At 36.8% G+C, this 22,252-nt stretch carries 17 protein-coding genes and 2 pseudogenes; 8 read left to right on the top strand and 11 right to left on the bottom strand.

Annotated elements, in window-relative coordinates; genetic code table 11:
- From HMPREF0666_RS06580 to HMPREF0666_RS06590, 4 genes and pseudogenes are all read left to right on the top strand, one after another.
- Positions 1-243: pseudogene (locus HMPREF0666_RS06580) on the top strand (IS30 family transposase); the annotation flags it as partial.
- A 341-nt stretch (positions 244-584) separates the two neighbouring features.
- Positions 585-863 (top strand): CD225/dispanin family protein, encoded by a 279-nt coding sequence (locus HMPREF0666_RS06585; RefSeq protein WP_009011593.1) that lies wholly within the window; start codon positions 585-587, stop codon positions 861-863.
- A 39-nt stretch (positions 864-902) separates the two neighbouring features.
- Positions 903-1,247: a DUF2752 domain-containing protein gene (locus tag HMPREF0666_RS18445; protein ID WP_157600257.1), complete on the top strand. Its 345-nt coding sequence runs from the start codon at positions 903-905 to the stop codon at positions 1,245-1,247.
- A gap of 68 nt (positions 1,248-1,315) precedes the next feature.
- Entirely contained in the window at positions 1,316-1,666 is a 351-nt protein-coding gene (locus HMPREF0666_RS06590) for a TM2 domain-containing protein (RefSeq protein ID WP_009011594.1), read from the top strand.
- Positions 1,667-1,766: 100 nt separating this feature from the next.
- Here HMPREF0666_RS06590 and HMPREF0666_RS06595 read toward each other — a convergent pair whose 3' ends face one another.
- The 3 genes from HMPREF0666_RS06595 to HMPREF0666_RS06605 form a co-directional block, all read right to left on the bottom strand.
- The gene (locus HMPREF0666_RS06595; protein ID WP_009011595.1) at positions 1,767-2,513 is read right to left on the bottom strand and encodes a peptidylprolyl isomerase; all 747 of its coding nucleotides are present in this window, start codon (positions 2,511-2,513) and stop codon (positions 1,767-1,769) included.
- 201 nt (positions 2,514-2,714) lie between these two features.
- Positions 2,715-3,533, bottom strand: coding sequence for a DnaJ domain-containing protein (locus tag HMPREF0666_RS06600; protein WP_009011596.1), 819 nt, complete (start codon positions 3,531-3,533; stop codon positions 2,715-2,717).
- A gap of 888 nt (positions 3,534-4,421) precedes the next feature.
- Positions 4,422-4,871, bottom strand: coding sequence for a type I restriction enzyme HsdR N-terminal domain-containing protein (locus HMPREF0666_RS06605; RefSeq protein WP_009011597.1), 450 nt, complete (start codon positions 4,869-4,871; stop codon positions 4,422-4,424).
- Between the two features lie 222 nt (positions 4,872-5,093).
- On the opposite strand from HMPREF0666_RS06605, the pseudogene holA reads away from it, so the two are divergent.
- From holA to HMPREF0666_RS18020, 4 genes and pseudogenes are all read left to right on the top strand, one after another.
- Positions 5,094-6,120: pseudogene (gene holA, locus HMPREF0666_RS06610) on the top strand (DNA polymerase III subunit delta).
- 837 nt (positions 6,121-6,957) lie between these two features.
- Positions 6,958-7,428, top strand: a complete 471-nt coding sequence (locus HMPREF0666_RS06615) for a helix-turn-helix domain-containing protein (RefSeq protein WP_050803231.1) — start codon at positions 6,958-6,960, stop codon at positions 7,426-7,428.
- 1,185 nt (positions 7,429-8,613) lie between these two features.
- Positions 8,614-12,924, top strand: a complete 4,311-nt coding sequence (locus HMPREF0666_RS06620; protein ID WP_009011601.1) for a DUF4011 domain-containing protein — start codon at positions 8,614-8,616, stop codon at positions 12,922-12,924.
- Positions 12,887-13,933 (top strand): hypothetical protein, encoded by a 1,047-nt coding sequence (locus tag HMPREF0666_RS18020; RefSeq protein WP_009011602.1) that lies wholly within the window; start codon positions 12,887-12,889, stop codon positions 13,931-13,933. The genes HMPREF0666_RS06620 and HMPREF0666_RS18020 overlap by 38 nt, the downstream gene beginning before the upstream one ends.
- A gap of 445 nt (positions 13,934-14,378) precedes the next feature.
- On the opposite strand, the gene HMPREF0666_RS06625 is transcribed toward HMPREF0666_RS18020, so the two are convergent.
- The 8 genes from HMPREF0666_RS06625 to HMPREF0666_RS06660 form a co-directional block, all read right to left on the bottom strand.
- A complete protein-coding gene (locus HMPREF0666_RS06625) occupies positions 14,379-16,931 on the bottom strand; it encodes a carboxypeptidase-like regulatory domain-containing protein (protein ID WP_009011603.1) in 2,553 nt (850 codons plus the stop codon).
- 10 nt (positions 16,932-16,941) lie between these two features.
- Positions 16,942-17,703 carry a GLPGLI family protein gene (locus HMPREF0666_RS06630; protein ID WP_232214075.1) on the bottom strand — a complete coding sequence of 254 codons (762 nt, stop codon included), beginning with the start codon at positions 17,701-17,703 and terminating at the stop codon, positions 16,942-16,944.
- Positions 17,704-18,497: 794 nt separating this feature from the next.
- Entirely contained in the window at positions 18,498-18,824 is a 327-nt protein-coding gene (locus tag HMPREF0666_RS06635; protein WP_009011605.1) for a hypothetical protein, read from the bottom strand.
- A 128-nt stretch (positions 18,825-18,952) separates the two neighbouring features.
- A complete protein-coding gene (locus tag HMPREF0666_RS06640; protein WP_050803229.1) occupies positions 18,953-19,504 on the bottom strand; it encodes a DUF416 family protein in 552 nt (183 codons plus the stop codon).
- The gene (locus tag HMPREF0666_RS06645; protein WP_009011607.1) at positions 19,494-19,835 is read right to left on the bottom strand and encodes a hypothetical protein; all 342 of its coding nucleotides are present in this window, start codon (positions 19,833-19,835) and stop codon (positions 19,494-19,496) included. Before HMPREF0666_RS06645 ends, HMPREF0666_RS06640 begins: the two co-directional genes overlap by 11 nt.
- A 221-nt stretch (positions 19,836-20,056) precedes the next feature.
- Positions 20,057-20,695 (bottom strand): hypothetical protein, encoded by a 639-nt coding sequence (locus HMPREF0666_RS06650; protein WP_009011608.1) that lies wholly within the window; start codon positions 20,693-20,695, stop codon positions 20,057-20,059.
- Positions 20,696-20,886: 191 nt separating this feature from the next.
- Positions 20,887-21,594 (bottom strand): hypothetical protein, encoded by a 708-nt coding sequence (locus HMPREF0666_RS06655; RefSeq protein ID WP_009011609.1) that lies wholly within the window; start codon positions 21,592-21,594, stop codon positions 20,887-20,889.
- Positions 21,595-21,866: 272 nt separating this feature from the next.
- The gene (locus HMPREF0666_RS06660; RefSeq protein WP_009011610.1) at positions 21,867-22,145 is read right to left on the bottom strand and encodes a hypothetical protein; all 279 of its coding nucleotides are present in this window, start codon (positions 22,143-22,145) and stop codon (positions 21,867-21,869) included.
- Between the last annotated feature and the right edge of the window lie 107 nt (positions 22,146-22,252).

Genomic DNA, 22,252 nt, shown 5'->3' on the forward strand with positions numbered 1-22,252 from the left:
ACTGTCTCCATTCAAGAGCATATCAAGTCTATTCAACTGACAATGGTACAGAATTTCGCTTGTCATGAAATGATAGCCAAAAGCCTTGGTGTCACCATATATTTTGCTGACCCATACGCTTCATGGCAGAAAGGCGCTATAGAAAATGCTAACGGACTAATTAGGCAATACGTGCCAAAAAAGAAACCTTTGAGCATATCAGCCAGCAACAAATCACGAAGTATTCAAAGAAAATTAACATGAGGCCAAGAAAGAAATTAGATTTTAAAACACCACAGGACTGCTTTTACGAACTAATTAAGTAAATTTGCACTTGCTTGTTGAATTCACGCGGTAGAATATTAATAATTAGATGTTATTTTTACTTAAAATGTAATATATTTGTTTTCTATAAGAGGATTATTCTTTTTTGTGCTTGTGTATTTACTCGAAAATACTTAAATTTGTCCACAATAAAAAAATAAAGCAAAAACTGTGGCCCATCTGTGAAGCGATGATTATCATGACTTCCCCATCGTATTAGCAATGTGGTTCAATAATAAACAATAAAACAATGTCCATGGGGAGTCGACTCAAAAAAAGTTATGGAAGAAATGAATACTCCTAGGCCAAATAACTATTTGGCTCTTGCGATTTTCACAACTGTTTGCTGCTGTTTGCCAGCAGGTATTTATGCGATTATTCGCGCTATGAAAGTGAATGATTACTATGCGATGAAGCAATACGATGAAGCTAATTTAGCAGCTAATGATGCTAAGAAGTGGAGTATTATCGGTATTGTTGGAGGTGCGATAGTTTCTATTCTTTACCTTGTTTTCTGCGGTGGTTTGGCAGCACTTGGGTCACTCTCTGGCGCTCATTAAATCTTGAAAGGTAGTGTAAAGTCTATAGGTTGGCTCTGTTTGGTAGCCTTCCTATTAACTCTATATTATTTCTATAACCCTGTTACGACGTTATGGACGCCTAAATGTCCGTTCAAGCTCGCAACAGGGTTGCAGTGTCCTGGGTGTGGTATACAGCGTGCATTGCATGCTCTATTGCAAGGGCATTACTCAGAAGCAATCCATTATAACTATTTTCTACTGTTTTCTGGACCATACATATTGTCGTTTGGTGTCCGTGCCTTGCTCCCACAAGGACAGGCTAAGGATAATCTGACTAAGGTAATAGAAGACAGACGGCTTATATGGTTGTATATAATCCTCTTCTTTATTTGGTTTATTGTAAGGAACATCTTAAAGATATAGTGGAGATATAAGACTTCCCTCCTTAAATGGATTAATGTATTAACAATTCAACCTCTCGTATAAATATTATGGAATCAGAACAACTAAATAGCATATTGGTAGTGCTTTCTTCCAAGATACCAGCAGGATGTATTCCGAGTGTACGTGCAAGATTGGAGAGCTCTAATGTAAGTGCAGAAGAAATAATGGCATTTACGAGCCAAATGAGTGACCCTACTGTAGCGATGATTCTGTCAATACTTGTTGGAATATTGGGTGTCGATCGTTTTTATATAGGTGACACTGGTTTAGGTGTTGGTAAACTGCTGACATGTGGAGGGTGTTATATTTGGTGGCTGATAGATATCTTCTTGATAATGGATGCTACTAAGCAAAAGAACTTTGAGCGGTTGTCACGCTATCTCGCTATTACGAAATAGTCTGCCTTCCCTGTAAAAGAGTAATCCCTTATCTGGTTTTTTCGTTGTGAAATAGCCAGATAAGGGATTGTGTTTAGTTGTAAAGCCTTTATTTGTAAAACTATAGTAATTCTACATTCTCAATTTCGATATCTTTCGTTGGACGGTCATTGCGGTCAGTATCACAGTTTTGGATGCGTTCAACAATATCAAGTCCTTCCTCTACTTCACCGAAGACAGTATATTGATTGTCGAGGAAAGGAGTACCACCAACGTTCGTATAAGCTTCTATTTGTTCTGGCGTAAAGGTAGGCTTCCCTTGTTGCTTACAGATAGTTTTAGTTTGTTCTATCAGTTTGTCTTGTAGCTCTTGTAGTCCTGTACGGTCACGATTACGTCTTAAATTCATGATTTCTTCATGATGCTCCTTGGTAAGCTGATTGAAAACCAACTGTTCTTGTTGCATTGCCATTTGATGTTCCATCTGCTTTAGTTCAGTAGGCTTATAAGTCTTTCCCCATACAATGTAGAACTGACTACCACTACTTTCCCTATTAGGATTAACTTCATCACCCGTACGGGCTGCACTCAAGGCACCACGTTTGTGGAAGTATTGTGGATAAACAAACTCCGCAGGGATGGTGTAGTCTGGTCCACCTGTTCCTAACATCTTACCCTTAGGTGCGTTTTTACTATCAGGATCGCCGCCTTGTATCATGAAATCCTTTATTACTCGGTGAAAGATTGTTCCGTTGAAATACTCTTCTTTCACTAATTTGAGGAAGTTGTCACGATGTTTCGGTGTCTCATCATAGAGGCGAATAGTGATATCACCTTCTGTTGTCTTTATTTTTAGTCTTGTTGCCATAGTGCAATTATATGATTGTTTCTTATTAAAAATGATGATTGTAGGCAATAGTAATAGTCTGATTAGTAGTAACTTGTCAACTCGTTTACTATCAACTTGTCAACTTGTTTACCATCAACTTGTCAACTCGTTCACTATCAACTTGTCAACCTGTTTACCATCAACTTGTCAACTCGTCTACCATCAACTCGTTCACTTTACTCACAATCCTCTTGCCTTATAGATTCTTTCTTTAGCATCGTTAATCTCTTGGAATTTCTTTTCTGCAGCCTTCCGTATGTCGTCTCCCAAGGTTGCCACACGGTCGGGGTGATGCTTTAGTGCCATCTTACGATAGGCTGCTTTAACCTCATCATCAGTTGCTGATGGAGAAACTCCTAACACCTTATAGGCATCTTCAATGCTGCTACTTGCTTCTGCACCGCTTTCTAAGTTGAGCATAGACTCAACATCTTGCATAGAAAGTCCTATGTATAGGGCTACCTCCTTCAGTGCAGCAACCTCTTCTGGGCTTATTACACCATCAGCTTTTGCGATGATGACAAGGTAGTTAAGTAATTGAAGACGTTGACTTACACTTGTGTGGAAGCGAATCTCAACACAGCTCTTACGAATGGTCTCCTGGAATTGGGCCGGTCCTTGCTGCTTTTGTACGTCAAATAACTTTAGTAGAATGGCTTCTCCTTGGCTGACAGCCTGTTCACCAAAGTTTACACGAAGGAACTGGCGTACATACTCCATCTCAGAGTGCATTATCTTACCATCGGCTTTTATAATGTAGGAGGAAAGGACAAGCATAGAAAGTAAAAAGGAATTTCGCTCTCCTTCGAAAGAATTTGTATCTTCAAAATGGTCCTGTTCATCATATACTCTATATTTATTTGCACTAAAAGGGAGGTCTTCTCCATTTGAAAGCGCTATATCGAGTAAACTACCTATGTAAAAGCCTACTAAGGCACCCAGCGTATTTCCGCTAAGTATCCAACCTAATGCGCCACCAATCCACTTTGCGATTGCCATATTCTTTTCTTTTTTCAATGTTACTTTAACTCAAAGTCTTATTATTATTATGATACAAAGATAATGCCAAAGTTTATATCTTTTATCGGTAATGCCATGTGAATTTTGCTATCTGGGAGATTATTGCAAAGGATATATGGCATGATAATAGTAACGAAGGCGACAAACTCAGTACTATATTTACTCTTTTATTTATGTTTGCAGACAGATTAAGATGCCCTGTCAATAAACTGAAGAATAATTGTTTATATGCTCGGAGGGAGTGATAGGAGTAAAGGGCATGTCAAACGATAGTTAGGGGAACTGACCTTAGTTGTTCATAAGAGGATTATGATGTCTTGTAGTAATAGGAATTGTCTTTCTTTCTTTTTTGTTCCCTCTATGCGTTTAGGGTTTGGATGTTGAATGTTGGGTGGTGATGATTTGTGGTATAGGGTGATGGAATGGTAGTAGGATCTTGTTAGAAATGTGTTATATCACGCTATGAGGATAAACCTTCTGCTGTTAGTTGTGTAGAAAGAAAGTTGTATTAAGGCTTATTCTTTTGCATTTTTCGGTAATTGAATACCTAATATCTGGTAGTTGTGATGGAAGGATGATAGACAAAATCAAGGTGAAGAAAAAGTGAGTTATCACTATTTTTTCTGCCTGTTATCGGAGGGATATTCGCTAAAGAAGAGATGTTTATGAAATGATTTGAGCCTATAAAAAACAAGGCATGGTCTCTTGGAATAGAGTCCGTGAGAAGTAATGATACTCAGATGCTCGTATATAGACTTTCTTACTTAGGGAGGAGTTGTTGTTTTAAGCTCAGTTGGCTTCTTAAGATACAGTCAGCTTGTTGGTTGTTTTTATCCTATTATGGAGGTGGTAATGTGGAAAATTGGACTAAATGTCCTGATAGTCTGGTATTGCCTCAAGAAACGTGTATGTCTGGTTGTCATAATCCATCTTGCAGATATAGGTATCTATGCCATTTGATATAATGAGGTAATCAACATGGAGTAGGAGGTTGTAAACAGATATCTGTTCAAATACTTTTTGTGTTAATGGTATGGTAGGTGCTTTGTATTCAATAATCATCCTCGGACGAAGCTGATTATCGTAAAGCACACTATCAGCACGAACTTTCTTCTCGCCAACTTGTAGTGGAACTTCGTTAGCAAGTAGGGGAGCAGGATAGCCTTTGTGGTCAATAAGATAATGAATAAAGTGTTGTCGCACCCATTCCTCTGGAGTGAGTGCTACATATTTTCTGCGGAGTATATCAAGAATCTGCTTTCGTCCGTTTGTCTCCCTTACTCTAAGCTGGTAAGGAGGGAGGTTGAGCTGTGTCATAACTAAATATCCTATATATAATAAGGTGGAAGGGTATGGCGAAAGTCAAATGAAAATTTTGTTTTCTATCTCTTTTCTATTAACTTTGCATGAAAGACCGTATCGTAAGAGATTCGAGAGGTGTAACCCTTTAGACCACCTTCTGTCAGTATGGACTTACTGCCGTTGTTCTCTTAGGTTGTATCACGGTTTATCGTTTATGCAAAGTTAATAAAAAAGTAAATGCCAACAAAGCAAGGACCAACATTTCAGAGTATAATGCAGGATCTGAAGAATAAGAAGTATGCACCCATCTATATGTTAATGGGTGAAGAGTCTTATTATATCGATCAGATTTCTGGTTATATAGCAGAGCATGTTCTTTCTCCTGAAGAACGAGACTTTTAACCAAACTATCTGCTTCGGTTCAGATGTTACAGCCGTTCAGGTAGCCGATATGGCAAGGCGTTATCCTATGATGGCCGAGTTTCAAGTAATAATAGTTAAAGAAGCACAGAATATCCGTTCTTTAGAAGCTTTGGAGAAGTATCTCAAGAATCCTGTAAAATCAACTATCCTTGTATGGTGTCATAAGAATGGGAAAATTGATGCACGTAAGAAGGTTGTTGGATTGGCACAGACAGTAGGGGTTGTTTTTGAAAGTAAGAAGTTGCGCGACTATCAGCTCCCTGATTTTATCCAAGCTTACTTGAAGGAAAGGAATGTTAGTATTGATCCTAAGTCATGCCAGATGGTAGCCGATCATATTGGAGCTGATTTGAGTCGACTCACTTCAGAGTTGAATAAAGTACTTATATCTCTTCCGGCAGATAGCCTTCGTGTAACACCAGAGGTGGTGGAAAAGGAGATAGGGGTAAGTAAGGACTTTAATGCTTTTGAACTTAGAAATGCTATTATTCAGAAGGACTGTTTCAAGGCTAATCAGATTGTGAAATATTTTGACAATAATCCCAAAGCTGGTTCTCTTTATTCTTTCCTTCCATTACTCTTTTCTTATTTTCAGAATCTTATGATAGTTCATTATACTCCTCAGAGAGGTACAGAACAAGGGATAGCTTCTGCTTTGGATTTACGTAATACATGGGGAGCGAAGGATTATATTATAGGATTAAAAAACTATTCTGCACGTAAAACGATGGACATTATTTCTAAGATTCGGGACATAGATGGAAAGAGTAAGGGATTAGATAATCCTAATACTGGTGCGGGAGATTTGATGAAAGAGCTTATTTTCTTCATTCTTCATTAAGAAATAGAGGGGATTTTGATACATTTTTAGCCGTAAAATCACTCTTTCCCCGCCTAAAATCATATTATTTTAAGCTAAAAGGAGCACTCTGAAAAGGGTGCTTTTTTTATGTTTTCTCTTGATTAATAGCGTAATAGCTGATTTTAACCTATTCATTTTTTGCGTATTTTACAGCATCTTTCCCCCAGTTCGCAAATACTTTAATAACGCTCAAAATGACAATTCTCGACAATGCTCGATTTATTTTTCACACTTATTTTGCTTTAATTATGTAGAGCTTGAAAACTACAAGTGAATATTGTTATTTACATTTGTAGATACAAATGTAGATAAGATAAAGATGTTTATTGCTCATACAAGTGTATTATTTTGTTATATAAACGTATGTATTTACTTTTATTAATCGAGATGTATTTTTATGCACGTACTAATTATGGCATATAAATACTAATATATCAGTACATTATAAGAATATAATATTGTTTTAGTTTCCTAACCCTTCTTTTATTCCCTTATAATTCGCATATTTGTGCCATTTAGGTTTAGATATGCTTAATAATGTGATTTATAACCAGTAATTTAGTAGTTCTGGTTTATTTATTTGTTTTGCATCCTATAGGTTTGTATATGTTACTTTGTAAATGTATAAGGCACATGCACACTTTTGCTATTTTGTATTTGTAAAATGTAAATATAAAAAGTTAGATATACAAACATAATCTATTCAACTTATTATTTGGGTATATAAAATATTATGTTTACCTTTGTAAAGTTGTTAGAAGAGTGGCTAATCAGCCTAAAAACTCCTCTATTTACTAACGAATGATAGAATTTGAAATGAAAGATCGAATAAGACAGCTTATGGAGAGTCAGCACATGACTCAGCAAACTTTCTCAGATTTCATAGGAATCTCGTCTGCATCTCTCAGTAGTATTTTTACTGGAAGGACCAAACCGACTCTTAATACTGTTGAAGCTATCAAGAGTAAGTTTACAAAGATTAATCTTGATTGGCTTTTATATGGACAAGGTCCAATGTTTAAGGATCAGACCGCTGAGCCTAATTCTTCTACAGGAGAGGCTGCAACCATGCCTCCTGGAAGTTCTGAAGGCACGCTTGACTTTTCTAATCCTACAACTCCACCACTGGTAGAGACAGAACAGAGAAGTTTACCATATAATGATAATATGTATAAAATCCCTTCTCGTACAGAGGTAAAATATATTGACAAACCGCAACGACGCATCACAGAGATTCGTATCTTCTTTGATGATCAGACATGGGAGACTTTTGTTCCGAAGAAGTAGGTCTCTGATATGTCTATTAGACGTTCTCTAATCTATTGTCAGAGTATGATTTCTTCTTTTCTTGGTAGTACTTAGTTAAGTGTTTTGCTTCGTCATGTCATATCATTCTTGATTTCGACAGGCTACCTTGGATCATATTCTTTAGAATAATGAGACACCTTTAAGTAGTGGTCTGGTTATCTCGCTTGGTATGTTATGTCTAACGATAACAGACGAACATAAATGATTCATGCTATATTTTAAGTGCTACGGCGATAAGTCTTGATAGTAGCATCCCTTGCTTTTCAGTAAACCTTTATATTTCTTCTTAACCAGCTAATCTTCATATACCTAATAAGCTCGCACGAAATTTTGAATGTCCTACGACAAACCAAATCCTCCATAATAATATTTCCTGTCATTTCTGTCATTAGAGATGACGTTACAACTAATTGATTTATAATGAGTTTATTTGAAATGTTAAAAGTGACAGCTACTTGAAATCAAAATTATTTGGTATTATTGTGACATTTCATGAGAGCGGAAAACTATTCCATCTCTTAAAGGACAACGCATAAGATGTGTTGTAGGGTGCGTTCTTATTCCCACATAGTTATATAGGTCAACAGGTTCTTTTTTACCGCATTACAACTTATAAAGCCTTTAGGTTCACTTGAAACAACAGGACACTTTTGTTTTGATATGGTAGTAATAATGGTGAAAGCAATTAGAGTAATGTTCTTTGGGTAGCCTTGCGATAACTATACAGCCGTATAGTTTTGTGTTAGAGAATGCTTTCAAGCTCTCACGTAGGTAGTTTCCTTACTGTTTATGAAGCTCTATTCATCCATATTTTGCTTAATTTTAATCAATCTTTAAGACTTGTATATAATTGGAGATGATGGTGAACTTATGTTATTCGTTGATTAATCTGGCACCAATAGTATATTTATAAGCATAATACGAGGAGATATAAAAACAAATAACTATATTTGCAGTTGAGTACTTTAGTTTGATAAGATAAACACCTTTGACAGCGTTAGTATTATAGAGGAGGTATAACTAAGTGACCGTTGTAATATCTTTCTCAATGGTTATGTAATAAGCATATAATATTTGGCAGTTAATGTCTAAATCCAATAAGTCCGTAAACCCAAGTAATTAATATTGGTATAAGTAACAAAATCTACAAATTATCAAATCGTTATGGCAACTATCAATATAGAATATCTACCATCTATCAATTATTCCTTAATTAATAACGGGGTAGCAATATGCCAGTCTGTTGAGCTTTGTAATGACAAGGCTGATGATTTAAGGGATATAATAATAGAATGTTCTGGTGATTTTTTCCAAGACTTTCGTTCAAGCATCATCGCATCACTTAAGACTGGTAAGTCAATTCGTTTACAGGGTATGGGCTTATCTCTGAAGCCAACAGAGGTAGCTTTGGTAACAGAAAAGATTACGTCCACATTTACCATCAATGTATATGCTGATGCGCTGTCAGATTCAAAGAAGATAGTGTTTACTCATAGTTATGACATAGATATAATGCCATACGACCAATGGTTGGGAACCAGTATTCTACCGCAATGTCTTGCTTCGTTTGTTACGCCCAATCATCCTGCTGTAAACAATATTATAGCCAAGGCAGCCAGTAAGTTGAAGGAAGTGTCGGGGGCTTCTGCATTTACAGCATATCAGACAGGTAATTCAAATGAGGTACGAAAGCAGGTGGCTGCTGTGTATGGTGCACTTCATGCTGAGGGTATTGTATACCGTTCTGCTCCAGCATCGTATGAAGTTGTTGGGCAACGTATTACACTGCCTGACCAAGTCCTGGCTTCTAAGGTCGGGAACTGCATAGAACTTACGCTACTCTTTGCAAGTGTACTTGAAAGTATAGGGCTCAATAGTGGTATTGTACTACAAGAAGGGCATGCTTACCTTGCTGTTTGGTTAGTCGACGACTGTTGTCAATATAGTGTTTGTGATGATGCTTCGTATATAGAGAAGAAATGTTCTGACGGCATCGATGAGATGCTTGTACTTGAATGTACACAAATTACAGCAGAGTCTACTACCTTTGAAGATGCTCAGAGTTTAGCCATAAAGAATCTTGCCAATACGGCAATCTTTGAGATGTTCATTGATATCAAGCGATGTCGACTTGAACAAGTGCGTCCTCTTCCACAGCGTGTCATGAATAATGGTGTATGGGAGGTTGCTGTAGAGGGAACAAGTCATGATGAGTGTATGCTAAATGTAAAGGAACACTCGCGTTTTGATCTGAGTATGCTAATGGACAACAAACGTGAGATAACTAAGCTGGATATCTGGGAGCGCAAACTTTTAGACTTCTCCTTGCGTAACTCAATGTTGAATCTTTATCTAAGGCAGAAGGCTATTCAATTTATTTCATTTGATATTGACCTGGTAGAAGACTATTTGCAAGATGGGATGGAATACCTAATTTCTTGCAAACCTGATGTAAGTTTTAAGATTAATGACGAGGAACGCCTTGTACGCTCTAAGTCTTTGCCAGAACTCCATGAGTTGATAACAAATGATATTAAACATCGTATGTTACATACTTATCAGACGGAGACAGACACACGCAATACGTTGAAGAATATCTATCGAGCTTCAAAAAATGCTATTGAAGAGACAGGTGCAAATGCGTTATACCTTGCTATAGGTACACTGCGATGGTATGAAACAGAGATAAGTGAGAAGTCTCGTTATGCTCCAATATTAATGCTGCCTGTGGAAATGGTGTATAAAAAAGGCGATTACTATATTCGTACTCGAGATGAAGAGATTACTTTGAATATAACCTTGATAGAATTTCTACGTCAGAATTTTGAAATCAACATACCAGGCCTTAATCCCCTACCTACAGATGAGCACGGGGTAGATGTGAAGAAAATCTTTGCTATCATACGTGAGGTGCTTAAGAACAAAAAACGTTGGGATGTAGAAGAAGAATGTATCTTGGGCGTTTTCTCGTTTAGTAAGTTCCTTATGTGGAATGATATCCATAACCACAGACAAGAACTGCTTGAGAACAATATAGTATGTAGTCTTGTAGAACAAAAACTGACCTTTACTCCAAGCCAAGTAATATCAGAGTTGAAAGATAAGGATAAAGAGGTGAAGCCATCTGACCTTGCATTACCTGTCCCTGTAGACTCGTCACAGATGGCAGCCGTAATGGCAGCTGGTCAGGGACACTCTTTTATTCTATATGGTCCTCCTGGAACAGGTAAGTCGCAGACCATTACAAACCTTATCGCTAATGCTTTGTTCCAAGGTAAACGAGTACTGTTTGTTGCAGAGAAAATGGCAGCCTTGAATGTGGTACAGAAGCGTTTGGAGAAGATAAACCTTGGTCCATTCTGTCTTGAAATGCATTCAAACAAAATTACAAAGCGTCATGTACTTGAACAGTTGAAGAAGGCTATGGAGGCAACTCATATTCAACATCCAAAAGAATATGCACGTATTGCTGACGAACTCTATGCTCAACGGTGTAAATTGATTGAGTATATGGAGGCACTCCATGATGTTAAAGGACCGGAGGGGATGTCTTTATTTGACAGTATCATCAGATATGAATCCATAGATGGGCCAGAGCTTGATTTAGATGTGAACGATGCTGCATTTAAGCAACTGTTCCGAATAGAGAAAATGGATAAATACGCACATCTATTGAGTCAGAAGTACCAGGCTGTACTTAGCATTACGGGGACTCCTTCAAAACACCCTTTACTTGGGCTTACTATTGAAGACGACGACCTTACCAATGTTGGATATCTATCATCACGACTCAAAACAGCATCTGAAACACTCCGTAAGGGTGATGAGGAAAGGCATAAGCTTTTGGAAGCTGAAGCTATAAAAGCTGAATTATTAAGAGATTGCAATGATGAAGTGTTATCTCAAGATGGAGAGACGTTATATAACGAGTGGAGGAGTATCAAGGCTAAGTGGTTTCTACCTCGCTTCTTTGCTAAAAGGAGTTTCTTAACTAAGTTGAAGCAATTTAATAATCTTATTATTGAGCAAGATATTGATACTTTCCTCTCTAAATTACTAAATTATCAGCAATTACATAATGAGATAGTAACAATACAGGATGTTATACATACGTATTTTGCCGTAAGTTTTGATGATGATAAGCTTCCAACCAATGAAGACTTGAAGTGTTATGTACTGAAACTCGATAACTGGCTTCAGCATACAGATGAAGCACGAGATTGGTATCAGTGGTGTGCTTATAAGAAGGAACTTGAGATTGAGGGTCTTGGCATCATCGCTCAATATATTGAAAATAAGGAAATTTCAGCCGAGAGACTGAAGGATGCCTTCTTTAAGCGAGTTTTTCGAAATTTTGCCTGTGAGAAGATAGCGTCGTCACAGGTCTTACGAACCTTTGAAGGAACAATCTTTGACGAGACAATCTCACGCTACAAAAAACTGACAGAAGAGTTTCAATTACTCAGTCAGAAGGAACTTTACGCTCGATTGGCTGCGAATGTACCCCATGTGACAGACAGTATAGACAATAGTAGTCCTATTGGCTTCCTTAATAGAAACATTGCAAATGGTGGTAGAGGGGTCTCGCTCCGTGATTTGTTTGATAATATTGACACACTATTACCAAGACTTTGCCCATGTATGTTGATGAGTCCTATGTCCGTGGCACAGTTTTTAGATTTATCACGAAGCAAGTTCGACCTTGTTATCTTTGATGAGGCTTCACAGATGCCTACAAGTGAGGCGATAGGTGCAATTGCTCGTGGCAAGTCTTTAATAGTTGTAGGTGATCCGAAGCAGATGCCTCCAACGAGTTTCTTCTCATCAACAAGTGTTAGTGAAGATGAAGCTGATATTGATGATCTTGATAGTATTCTTGATGATTGCCATAGTCTTGGTATACCATCACTTCAGTTGAACTGGCATTATCGTTCAAAGCATGAATCGCTAATTGCCTTCTCTAATAATGAGTATTATGATGGTGAACTTATCACATTCCCATCTGTTGATGACCAAACGACGAAGGTAAAGTATTATTATGTAGATGGTGTGTATGATAAGGGTGGACGCCGTTCTAATAAGAAGGAAGCTGAGACTATCGTAGAAGATATCGTCAAAAGATTGCAGAGTAAAGACCAAACAAAGTATAGTATTGGTGTGATAGCATTCAGTCAGGTACAGCAAAACTTAATTGATGACTTGTTAACAGAAAAGCTCGACAAGGATAAGAAACTGCGAGAAGCAGCTGAAGCATTATACGAGCCTATCTTTGTAAAGAACCTTGAAAACGTACAGGGTGACGAGCGTGACATCATCCTATTCTCTATTGGTTATGGTCCAGATAAGGATGGCAGAGTATCAATGAACTTTGGACCGCTAAATAATAATGGGGGGAGAAAAGCGTTTGAATGTAGCAGTAAGCCGCGCCAGAAGAGAAATGAATGTCTATTCGTCTTTGAAAGCATCACAGATTGATTTGAAACGTACTAAGGCACGGGGAGTAGAAGGGTTGAAACATTTCTTAGAGTATGCGGAGCAACAAGTACTGATTAATACTTCTAATAATCATAAGGAGAACTCTGACTACATCATCTCTGAGCAGATTGCTGATGCACTCAAGGCCCATGGTCATATAGTAAATACCAATGTAGGGCGTTCAAATTTCAAGGTTGATGTGGCTATTGCAGATGCTGTTAATAATGACAATTATGTTATGGGTATTCTACTCGATGGTGAGGTCTATCATAATACGCAGACTACAAGAGATAGAGAGATTGTCCAACCAACTGTTTTGAACTTACTTGGTTGGAAGATAATGCGTGTGTGGAGTGTCGATTGGATTAATAATCCTGAACGTGTTATAGCACGTATTGAAAAGGTACTACAGCAGAACGGGAAGTTAGAAAAGACATTCGTAAAGAATACTACCTTTGATGTTACAAAAGAAAAGGTTGAGAAAATAGAAAGCAATGAGAAAGGCTATCATACGTATCAAGGTTTGGAAGATACTGATGCTATGAGTGATGAGGTTCTTGCAAAAAAGATACTTGCATGTGAACAGCCAATGACACTGATGTATTTATGTCGATGTATCTGTGTACATAGAGGTGCTGCAAGAGTTACTTCCTCTTTGGTGGCCTCGGTTAAGGATATTGCTGATAGGCTATTATTTGTTCAAGAGATAGGTAACTCTACGATATTGTGGACAGATAAAGCATGTGCTGATTCTTTCAGTGGATATAGACAGGCTCACGGAAGAGATATAACAGAAATACCTCTAATAGAAATAATGAATGCAATCATACTAACAGTACGAGAGCAGCTTTCTATCAAGACCGATGCACTGACTCTTCTTGTTGCAAAGAGGTTGGGCTTTTCGCGTCGTGGCTCTAAGGTAGATCAAGCATTAAAAGAGGGCTTAGAAGCACTTTTACGTTCTAAGAGTATTTTAGAAACTGATGGCTTTGTAAGACTACCAGAGTAAGGGTGTAACTCTTTTTGTCAGGTTCGTCCAGCATTTGGGAGACTCCATACCTTATTGAAATTGCAATCTATACTAACGAGATTAGGGGGCATACAATTCACCTGAGATTAGTCAAGCCTTGGCGTCATTATGCTTCTGTGCCATCATACAGCGTATCTTGTAGATCAGTTAGTTATGTTTTATCTATGGGTGACTTTGATTGACACCTTGATGAAGTTGGAACATCTGCTAATATGACTGTAATGTTTATTCTCTTCAGACTTTTAAGTCTTCTTTACTATTAAGCTTCGATTTAGGTCTTCTTTGTTCAAATTTGACAGAAAAATATGGCCTGATGGTGCTTCTGAAAATAATCGGTTGTAAGCCCATCAGTACTATGACAATGGTGTCTAATATATCTCAACTTTTAGTAAATTTATTTATGTAGTATCATTCAACTTAGTTGTCAAGGTTTGTAATAGAAACTAAGCATCAGCTCTCTACCTCTAATGTCTTGATTACTAAAGCTACTTGAAAGCGTATTGTTAATTCCATAGCTATAGCTTTTATTATTAAAGACATTATTCCAAGCAAGACTCAGGTCGAAGTGTTTGGCTTTAAATATCAAAGTGAAGTCTTGAAAGAACATATCCTTAAACTCCTTTTGTGCTATCTCGTTATGATAATATTCCGTCAAAGTTTCCAAACTTAAAACCTTACAAAGAGGTATTCTAAGGCTTCCCTCATGCTTCCAACTATTTAGATTGGACGTTTTCCCGAAAGCAGGCATCTTCATTTGGTGAAAGCCATAAGTAAGTTTATAAGCTAAATCGACACCCTTTATTAAACCAATATCAAGGTTAGAGGTTATTTTTAAGTTCTTTGTGTCGTAAGGCATTTGTTGGCTATTCTGGACCATATAACTATTCATGGCATTATATAAAGCCTTTACATTTAGTTTTCCTTTTAAGAAGCCTATGCCTTGTGACCCCATTAGGAACATATTCCAGCTATTGTACTTCGTGTCTCCTGACGTCAATGATTCTACGATATAGTTGCCCACAAAATCTTGGGTTGATGTATAAGGAGAGGTTCCAAACGACTTTGTTATGCGTAATCGTATAGAAGTACCTTTCAGAGCATCGCTATAAGCAACACCTATTCCTACGCTTTTCTCTTTGCTTAAATTATAGTCTGCCAGACCTTTATTCATATATTGATAATCTTGCAGTACCAAAGTTGGATAAAATTGGGCAGCATTAATCTGCATTGTATTAATGGATGCATTAGCCGAGAAAGTCCATGTTGCTGTGGCTTTCCATCTGATCTGGAGGTTAGGGGAGAATAAGAATTTAGACTGACCATTATCTAAACTATACTTATAATGGTTGTACGACATATCGCCAGATAATGTGAAATTAAAGTCCTTCACCGTATATTCAATGCTCGGATTGGTATAGAAACTTGCAAATGCAAAGCTGCTTTTGCCCATCAGTAGTCCAATACTATCTGGAACTCCCACTAAATCAGAAGTGAAGCGGTGTTCTCCTGCATTTACTCCTATTTCTCCTGATAGAATAAATCTACCTATTCTAAGACTTCCACTTACGTCCGTATTCGTTTCATAGTAATGTTGATTAATAGACTGTACCAGCGAATCGACATATAGTTGTTGCGGACGTACATCCATTATATTCTTTGATTGCAGAGTAATAAGGCGTTTGCCATATTTCTTCATTATACTGAAATTATCTTTTAATGTATAAATCGGAAGATTACCCATCATCTTATGAGGTTGAGTCCCCTGTTCATTCAGCCATTGTTTGTTCCAAGAGAAGTCACCAGAAAGCTCATTTTTAAGATAATGATTTTTAGCGTTATTCTCGTATTTTATCTTTGCAAAGAGGTCATTACTTTTCTCCAAATACTGTTTTCTGTTTTCTATTGTCTTTATACCGCTATTCGTATAAAAGTCTGAATGGCGCAAAGAGGTAGCCTCATTACGGTCATTGACAAATGTAATCTGCACGTTTACCTGAGAGTTTTCATCTATACGCTGTAGTGCATTCAAACTAACTACATGTGTGCGGTTAAATAATGAACGTCCTTTGAGCAATAGAGGCGATGGTGAAGGAAGAGAGAGCATAGCTGACAAAGGACTTTGTAGCTCATTAAAACTTAAAAGATTGTCCGTCTCTCTCCTTATATTCTTACCTATATTATTTGTCTTATAGGTGAGAATTGTCTGAAAAGAAGGCTTCAGGCGCATGGCAAAGGTTTCATAATTCCACAATCCTCCATGACTCTTTAGTCCTATGCCACCGCTATAGGTCGTCATCCAGCGTGCCTTAGCCCCTTGCTTCATTCTAATATTGATAGCGTTATCGTCAGTATAAGTAAAATCATCTAACACACGGATAGGTTGATGATGCTTCATTACTTCTACTGTTGCTACATCCTCTTGGGGCAGTGACTTTGTTGCCAAGCCATATTTCCCTCCCATCAGATTCATACCTTCTATATAGAAGTTGCTGATAGACTTACCTTCGTATTGTATCTCGCCATTCTCTTTATTCACATCAAAGCCCGGGACACGTGCAAGAACGTCAGCTAATGTTCGGTCTCCTTCTTTTTTATAGGTAGTGAGTAGATATTGAATCGTATCGCCTTTTATCTTAATTGGCTTTGCCTTTACAGTTATCTCCGATAACGTTTTCGTATCTTCCTCTAATGTGATATGCTGTGCAGGCATATCCATTGTAACCTTTAGTTCCTGCTTTTTATAGCTTATTGCTGAAATAGATAGAATATTACCTTCTTGTGCTGTAATGGTAAACTTCCCCTTTGTATCTGTCTGACAGAAATGTAATGTCTTTTTTGTGGTTGCATCTACAGTCTTGATAATAGCTGCAGACACAGGGCGTCCTCCTACGTCAGTAATGACACCTTCCACTATCCTCTGTGCACTTATTGACTGTACGAGTAGGATAAGCAAACATAAGGTAATATATTTCTTCATTAGTAATATCTTATTCTAACTCCATTTTGGGAATCATGGTTGTATTCTTTGGATAGATCGTAGGGTCTGAAGCCTTTTTTAAATAAGAGAGTCGGTCTATATCCTTATACTTTTTCTCCCAGAAATTATAAAACTTGACAGGTGACAACTGTCCTCTTTTTATATTACTTGCAATTATGTCTAAATAGCCATCGCAATGTGCGGCTAAGATTAAACCGGGTAGTCCACCTAATTTCCACGGACCAAGCGGTAAAGGAATCTCCTCACTGAACCACACCTTCCAGTCTCGTCCACGGAAATGTGTGGTCGCCATCGTGCAATTAAAGCCTATGACACTTCGTGTACTGTCTTCGTGAATAACCCATTCCGGTGTGGGTATGTCTTCTGTTATCTTATAATGAGAGTCCCATACCTGTGTATAAGTTGTCATTTTGCCTTCTTCAAGATTTCTATAAAGATAGTCACCATGATCAGGACTTACTACCTTATGGGTAGTCTTATTATTATTTTGAATTGCTTTTATCTTTTCATTAATTATTGCCAAAACTGTCTCAGGGTTGCTCCCTAAGGAATCGAATCGTAAAGTATGATAGCTAAAGTATTCACTTACATTTTTCCCTATCCTAAGTGCATAGTCATCATAACTGTTAAGATACTTTGTGTGATAACTGATTTCGAGAATGCTCGGTTCAATGATATGTGTCTCTTGTCCAGAGCAGCTAAGTAGAGACAGCATGAATGTGATACAGAAAGCGTATAATTTCATAATCATTATTTTTGATTAACGTGTTTAGAGATAATCCTTTGTGCATTAGTCTCTTTTCTTTATTGGTCTCATTGATTAAGATATCGCAAATATATAATAATATTCAATACGGCGCAACTATTTGAATAAAAATATTGCAAAAGATTTAATAGAACTTTGTAATAGCATTTAGAGAGTTTGTGATTAATGTAAAATATAATCATAGCTTGTTTCTAATAGATGCATTCCCTATAGGCTTATTTGAGATATTAATATCCCTTTGATTTATATCATTTAGTCCTTATTTCATCATGTTTTGTGCCATCATATAGTGTCTTTTGAAAATAAGAAAGTTGAGTTTAATTTATGCGTGACTTTGGGTGACGCATTGAGAATGTAAGGATTTTATATACTTACAGCCTTAGAGGCAGTCAATTCAATTGGGAGTTAGTCAACCTAATTGTGACAGTGGTCCTCTGAGCTTGATGGACAAAAGGGAAACGGCTAAGCACTATTGAGATGTTTAATCCTTCTCAGGTGGATTGTAATATCTGAACCTATTGTGGTAAGAGGCATGTCTCTTCATCCTCACACTGCCCTAACTGGTGGAAAATAATGAGGTCCCTATGGGCGTTAAGGTTATGGAGACTACTGTATATATCATAGTCTGTTTATCAACCAACATGGTTATAAACGCTATGTACCTCCACAGGGTGCCCCATATAATCTGTGATGATAGTATAGCGTTCACCATTTTATGTTTTGTAACGGACGTGTATAGAGCTTCTTCATGCAACCATTCGACAAGGTTCTCTACCGGTTCACTCGTTTAATGCCTGTAGTAGTCTTTCTTTCCATACACCCTCCCACATATTCTCTTCTTCTATTGAGTAATTCTTTATGGTATAATAATCATGCTCATCCTTGTGATAGATATAGCATCTGTCCACACAGTTAATTATCCACTTGAGAGCCTCTTTGTCTATATTCTTGTTGGTCGAAGCATATTCGATGATACGCTTTAACTTGTTAACATCATAAACTCCTTCTTCTATTAATTTATAGCAAAAGGTATCTTCCTCTTCATCATTCATATTCTTTGTAAGGAGGTCTTTAGTTTCTGCCTCCAATCCTGTACTTTGTTTCACTTGGCTTTTCCTCATTTTTACTACCATTCCATACGAAAGTGACAGAACTCATCTATACTATGTAGTGGACGGTTTTATTGTTAAGACGTTATCTCCTTTTGTCTACCGCTACCATACTATTCATAGCGTCAAGTCATTTTATATTGTTCAAGTTGCTTTCTATAACCGTTTATGTCATTCTCATTAATATGATAATTCATATTCTTTATCATATTCAATATACGTAATTGAATTGCAGTTTCTTGCGAGATAAGTTCATCGGAACTATCTTGCTGTAACACACTTAACGCATAGATATCTACAGTCTCAATCATCTTTTTGCTACAGTACTCAATAGCAGTTACATCCTCTTCGTTTATAAAGTTTAAGCAATATGACAATGCTATCATTGCATTTTGAGCAAGAACTGCAACACAACTTCCATCATCATCTGTATCAGGAATATATTCTTCTATATACTTTTCTTTATCTAAGGAGATAGTATCTGCTATGTTCTTAAATCTCTCAGACGTACATTGAAAGAATATATCATCTATTAATCTAATGAGAAAAGATGTCAATTCTTTGTTTACAAAATATTTATGAAGATAAGTCTCCATTCTATACACGCAACTTATACCAAACAGTAATTGTTTGTTAGATGGCAACTTGTCTATTATATCATATAGATTATCTCTCATCTTTGCAACCTAAATATATTAAAGACTTTATCGTACCTATATTTTCCATTTGGCCCGTTCTGAGGTCTATCTTACATAAAATAAATCCCGACATCCATAACTTTCGGACATATTTGGGTATATATAAATAGTTCTTCTTTAGTAAAAACGGGCCACCAAATAACTCCTCTTTACCTATCTTCTCATCATTAATATATAAAGAACCTATTAAAGGTGAACCTTGAGAATACTCTATTAGTTCTCTATACTCAATAATATAATCTTCTATTCTCTGGCGTACAGAGAACTCCCATGGAGTTTCAGAAGTACTATGAATATCTTTTACTTGCATCTTATTCTGTCTTTTGTTTTGACACCTTTTACATCACTGTTGCTTGTATTATGTTGTTATAAAGGACCAAGATATTTTTATTCTTATTGTTTATTAATACCAAATGTAACAGTTGTAAATATTGTCTTAGGGTGTCATATAGCAGTGATGAGGCTCTTATATTAAGGACATTTGTGTGGAAAATCTATATGATTATGTTTAATAAAAATTACAAGCTAACATCAAGTGTTCAGCTTCATAAAGACATTCTTGTACTTCTCTCTATAAATGTCATCTGACTTAAAATAATCATTAGCAACTGTTCTTGCATGTTCTAAGTCACTTTGTAGACAATACATGGCTATGGCAAGTAGCGCAACGACCTCATTACTATTTAAGAAAAAGTATCTATTATGATTTTCAAAATCATTAAGAACATGCTTCATAGAACTTCTTTCATCCAAGAAAGGGATTATCTGTTCAATGATAAAAGGCTTAATCTTTTGTTCAATGAGAAGATTCATATCGTCAATTGAGGTGGGGCGCCAATCTATCGCTTGAGTGTCAGAAACAAAGCCCGCATTGATGTTTACGACAGTATCTATAGCTTCAAAAGTGTTATTAGCGCCTTTCAGCGTTGTTGCTACTTTAGTTATTTCCTTTGAATCAAGACGTATCATGATACTTATATGTCCTATACTTTTATCGTCCGGATATTTGGAAGGAGTTAAGAAGAATAATATTGATTGGACGAAATCGCCCTTATTTCGTTGAAACTTTAGAGAGCCATGTCTCCATTTGAAGCCATACTTGAAAAGTAGATCAGCTAAGCCTTTCTCTATACTGACTCTAAAGAGAGACCTTAATTCCTTTGCTTTCATTATTACTTATACGTTATGTTACTCATTGTCAATACTTTCTTCTGTTTACTATTACCGTAGAACGGCTCCTATCCTGTCTTAGGGTAATACTCTTTGTCTCATATTCTAAACGCAAAAATCTACGATATATTATTGGATACTACCTCGTTTTGCAGGGTTGTATCCTACTCTTTTCTGCATTAGGAAATATCTTAAACAGGCAAGATAATAGATTGTGTAAGATAATCCAGGCCTGTGATATTATGGTGTCTCATAACTTCTATCAATGAGTTGGAGAAGAATAAGCCTGTGTTTTGTAGTTTAATAATATCATATTTATAATCAACTTTGAGCTGTATGTTGTGCATCTTTGTAAACTTATACGTCCTGTTCGCATATTCCTCATAGGAGTTAAATCTTAATTGGACGCCTGAGAAGGAGTCAAGAATAACCGAATGGGCATAATCAACATTCTCTAACGATAACTCAGGGAAGCCCAACAAGAAGTATTCTCTTTGAGTAGAAAACTCAGGGATATAAGCTTTTATTTTATTATAGATAGGTAAGTTTGCTTCCAAAAGTAGCTTGTATGTTTCTTCAGACACTATAAAGTCAAACAAGTTGAAGGAGTTATCTGTTAGACTCGAGATGAAATCAGTCTCCTTAACGCTCTTCTTTGTCTTATAGTATGTAATCTTACTGATTCTTGAAGGGTCTATTAAAGGAAAGTTGTCATTCTTCCTGTTTTCCCATAAATACTTACAGTAATCTTGGAAATAAGCCTTTTCAGTTTTATCTATAAATGAAGGTTGTGATTTAGTAAATCGAGTCTCAACCTGGGAGGTAACGCCATCTTTTATCCCTGTAACGCGACTTTCAATAGAGGGTCTGACCCTAAAATATTTCTTATGCTTATCCATCTTCTTTCTGTTATTGTATTTTCTGTTTCTATCTTCCAAATAGATTGAAGTATTATAGGGTGACGTTGAGTTGAAAGTCCAGTGACATCACTCCAAATATTACAGCTTCTCACATAGCCTAACAGCGTCGAATTGTTCCCCAGTTAACCTTATCTTGTCTTGGTTAATGCAATCATCTATCTTCAGCTAATAAGGTATATGAGTCCATAGTTGTTAGTCTATATGCTACTATTAGATGAGTCATCAATGAGCTAAAGTCCAATCATTTAGTTTCATTTTGACCACACTCTAAAATCTGGCCGACAATACCCTTCTATTAAATCCATTATCTCATGTACGAATGCGGAGCCGTCTTGATAGTCTTCTGCTATCTTACTAAAAAAGTACAAAACCTCTTCCTTGCTCTTTCCTGCGTCTTTATATGAAGACAACAGTTTCTTATATTTCAGATAAAACGCTAATGGCAGGTTCTCAACACCCTCATATCTTGCTTGCCAATCTTTAATATCTGCAATAACAGAAAGGGCTTCTTTTTTATCTATCTGGCACATAAGGTTTTTAATTTTACGTTGTCTACCATTCCATACTCCTTGTTGTTCTACCAGTGTCAACGACCTTACAGGGGGCTATAACATCATGTGTACCATCATTATCAGAC

This window comes from Prevotella sp. C561 (genome assembly GCF_000224595.1).
Taxonomy (GTDB): Bacteria; Bacteroidota; Bacteroidia; order Bacteroidales; family Bacteroidaceae; genus Prevotella; species Prevotella jejuni.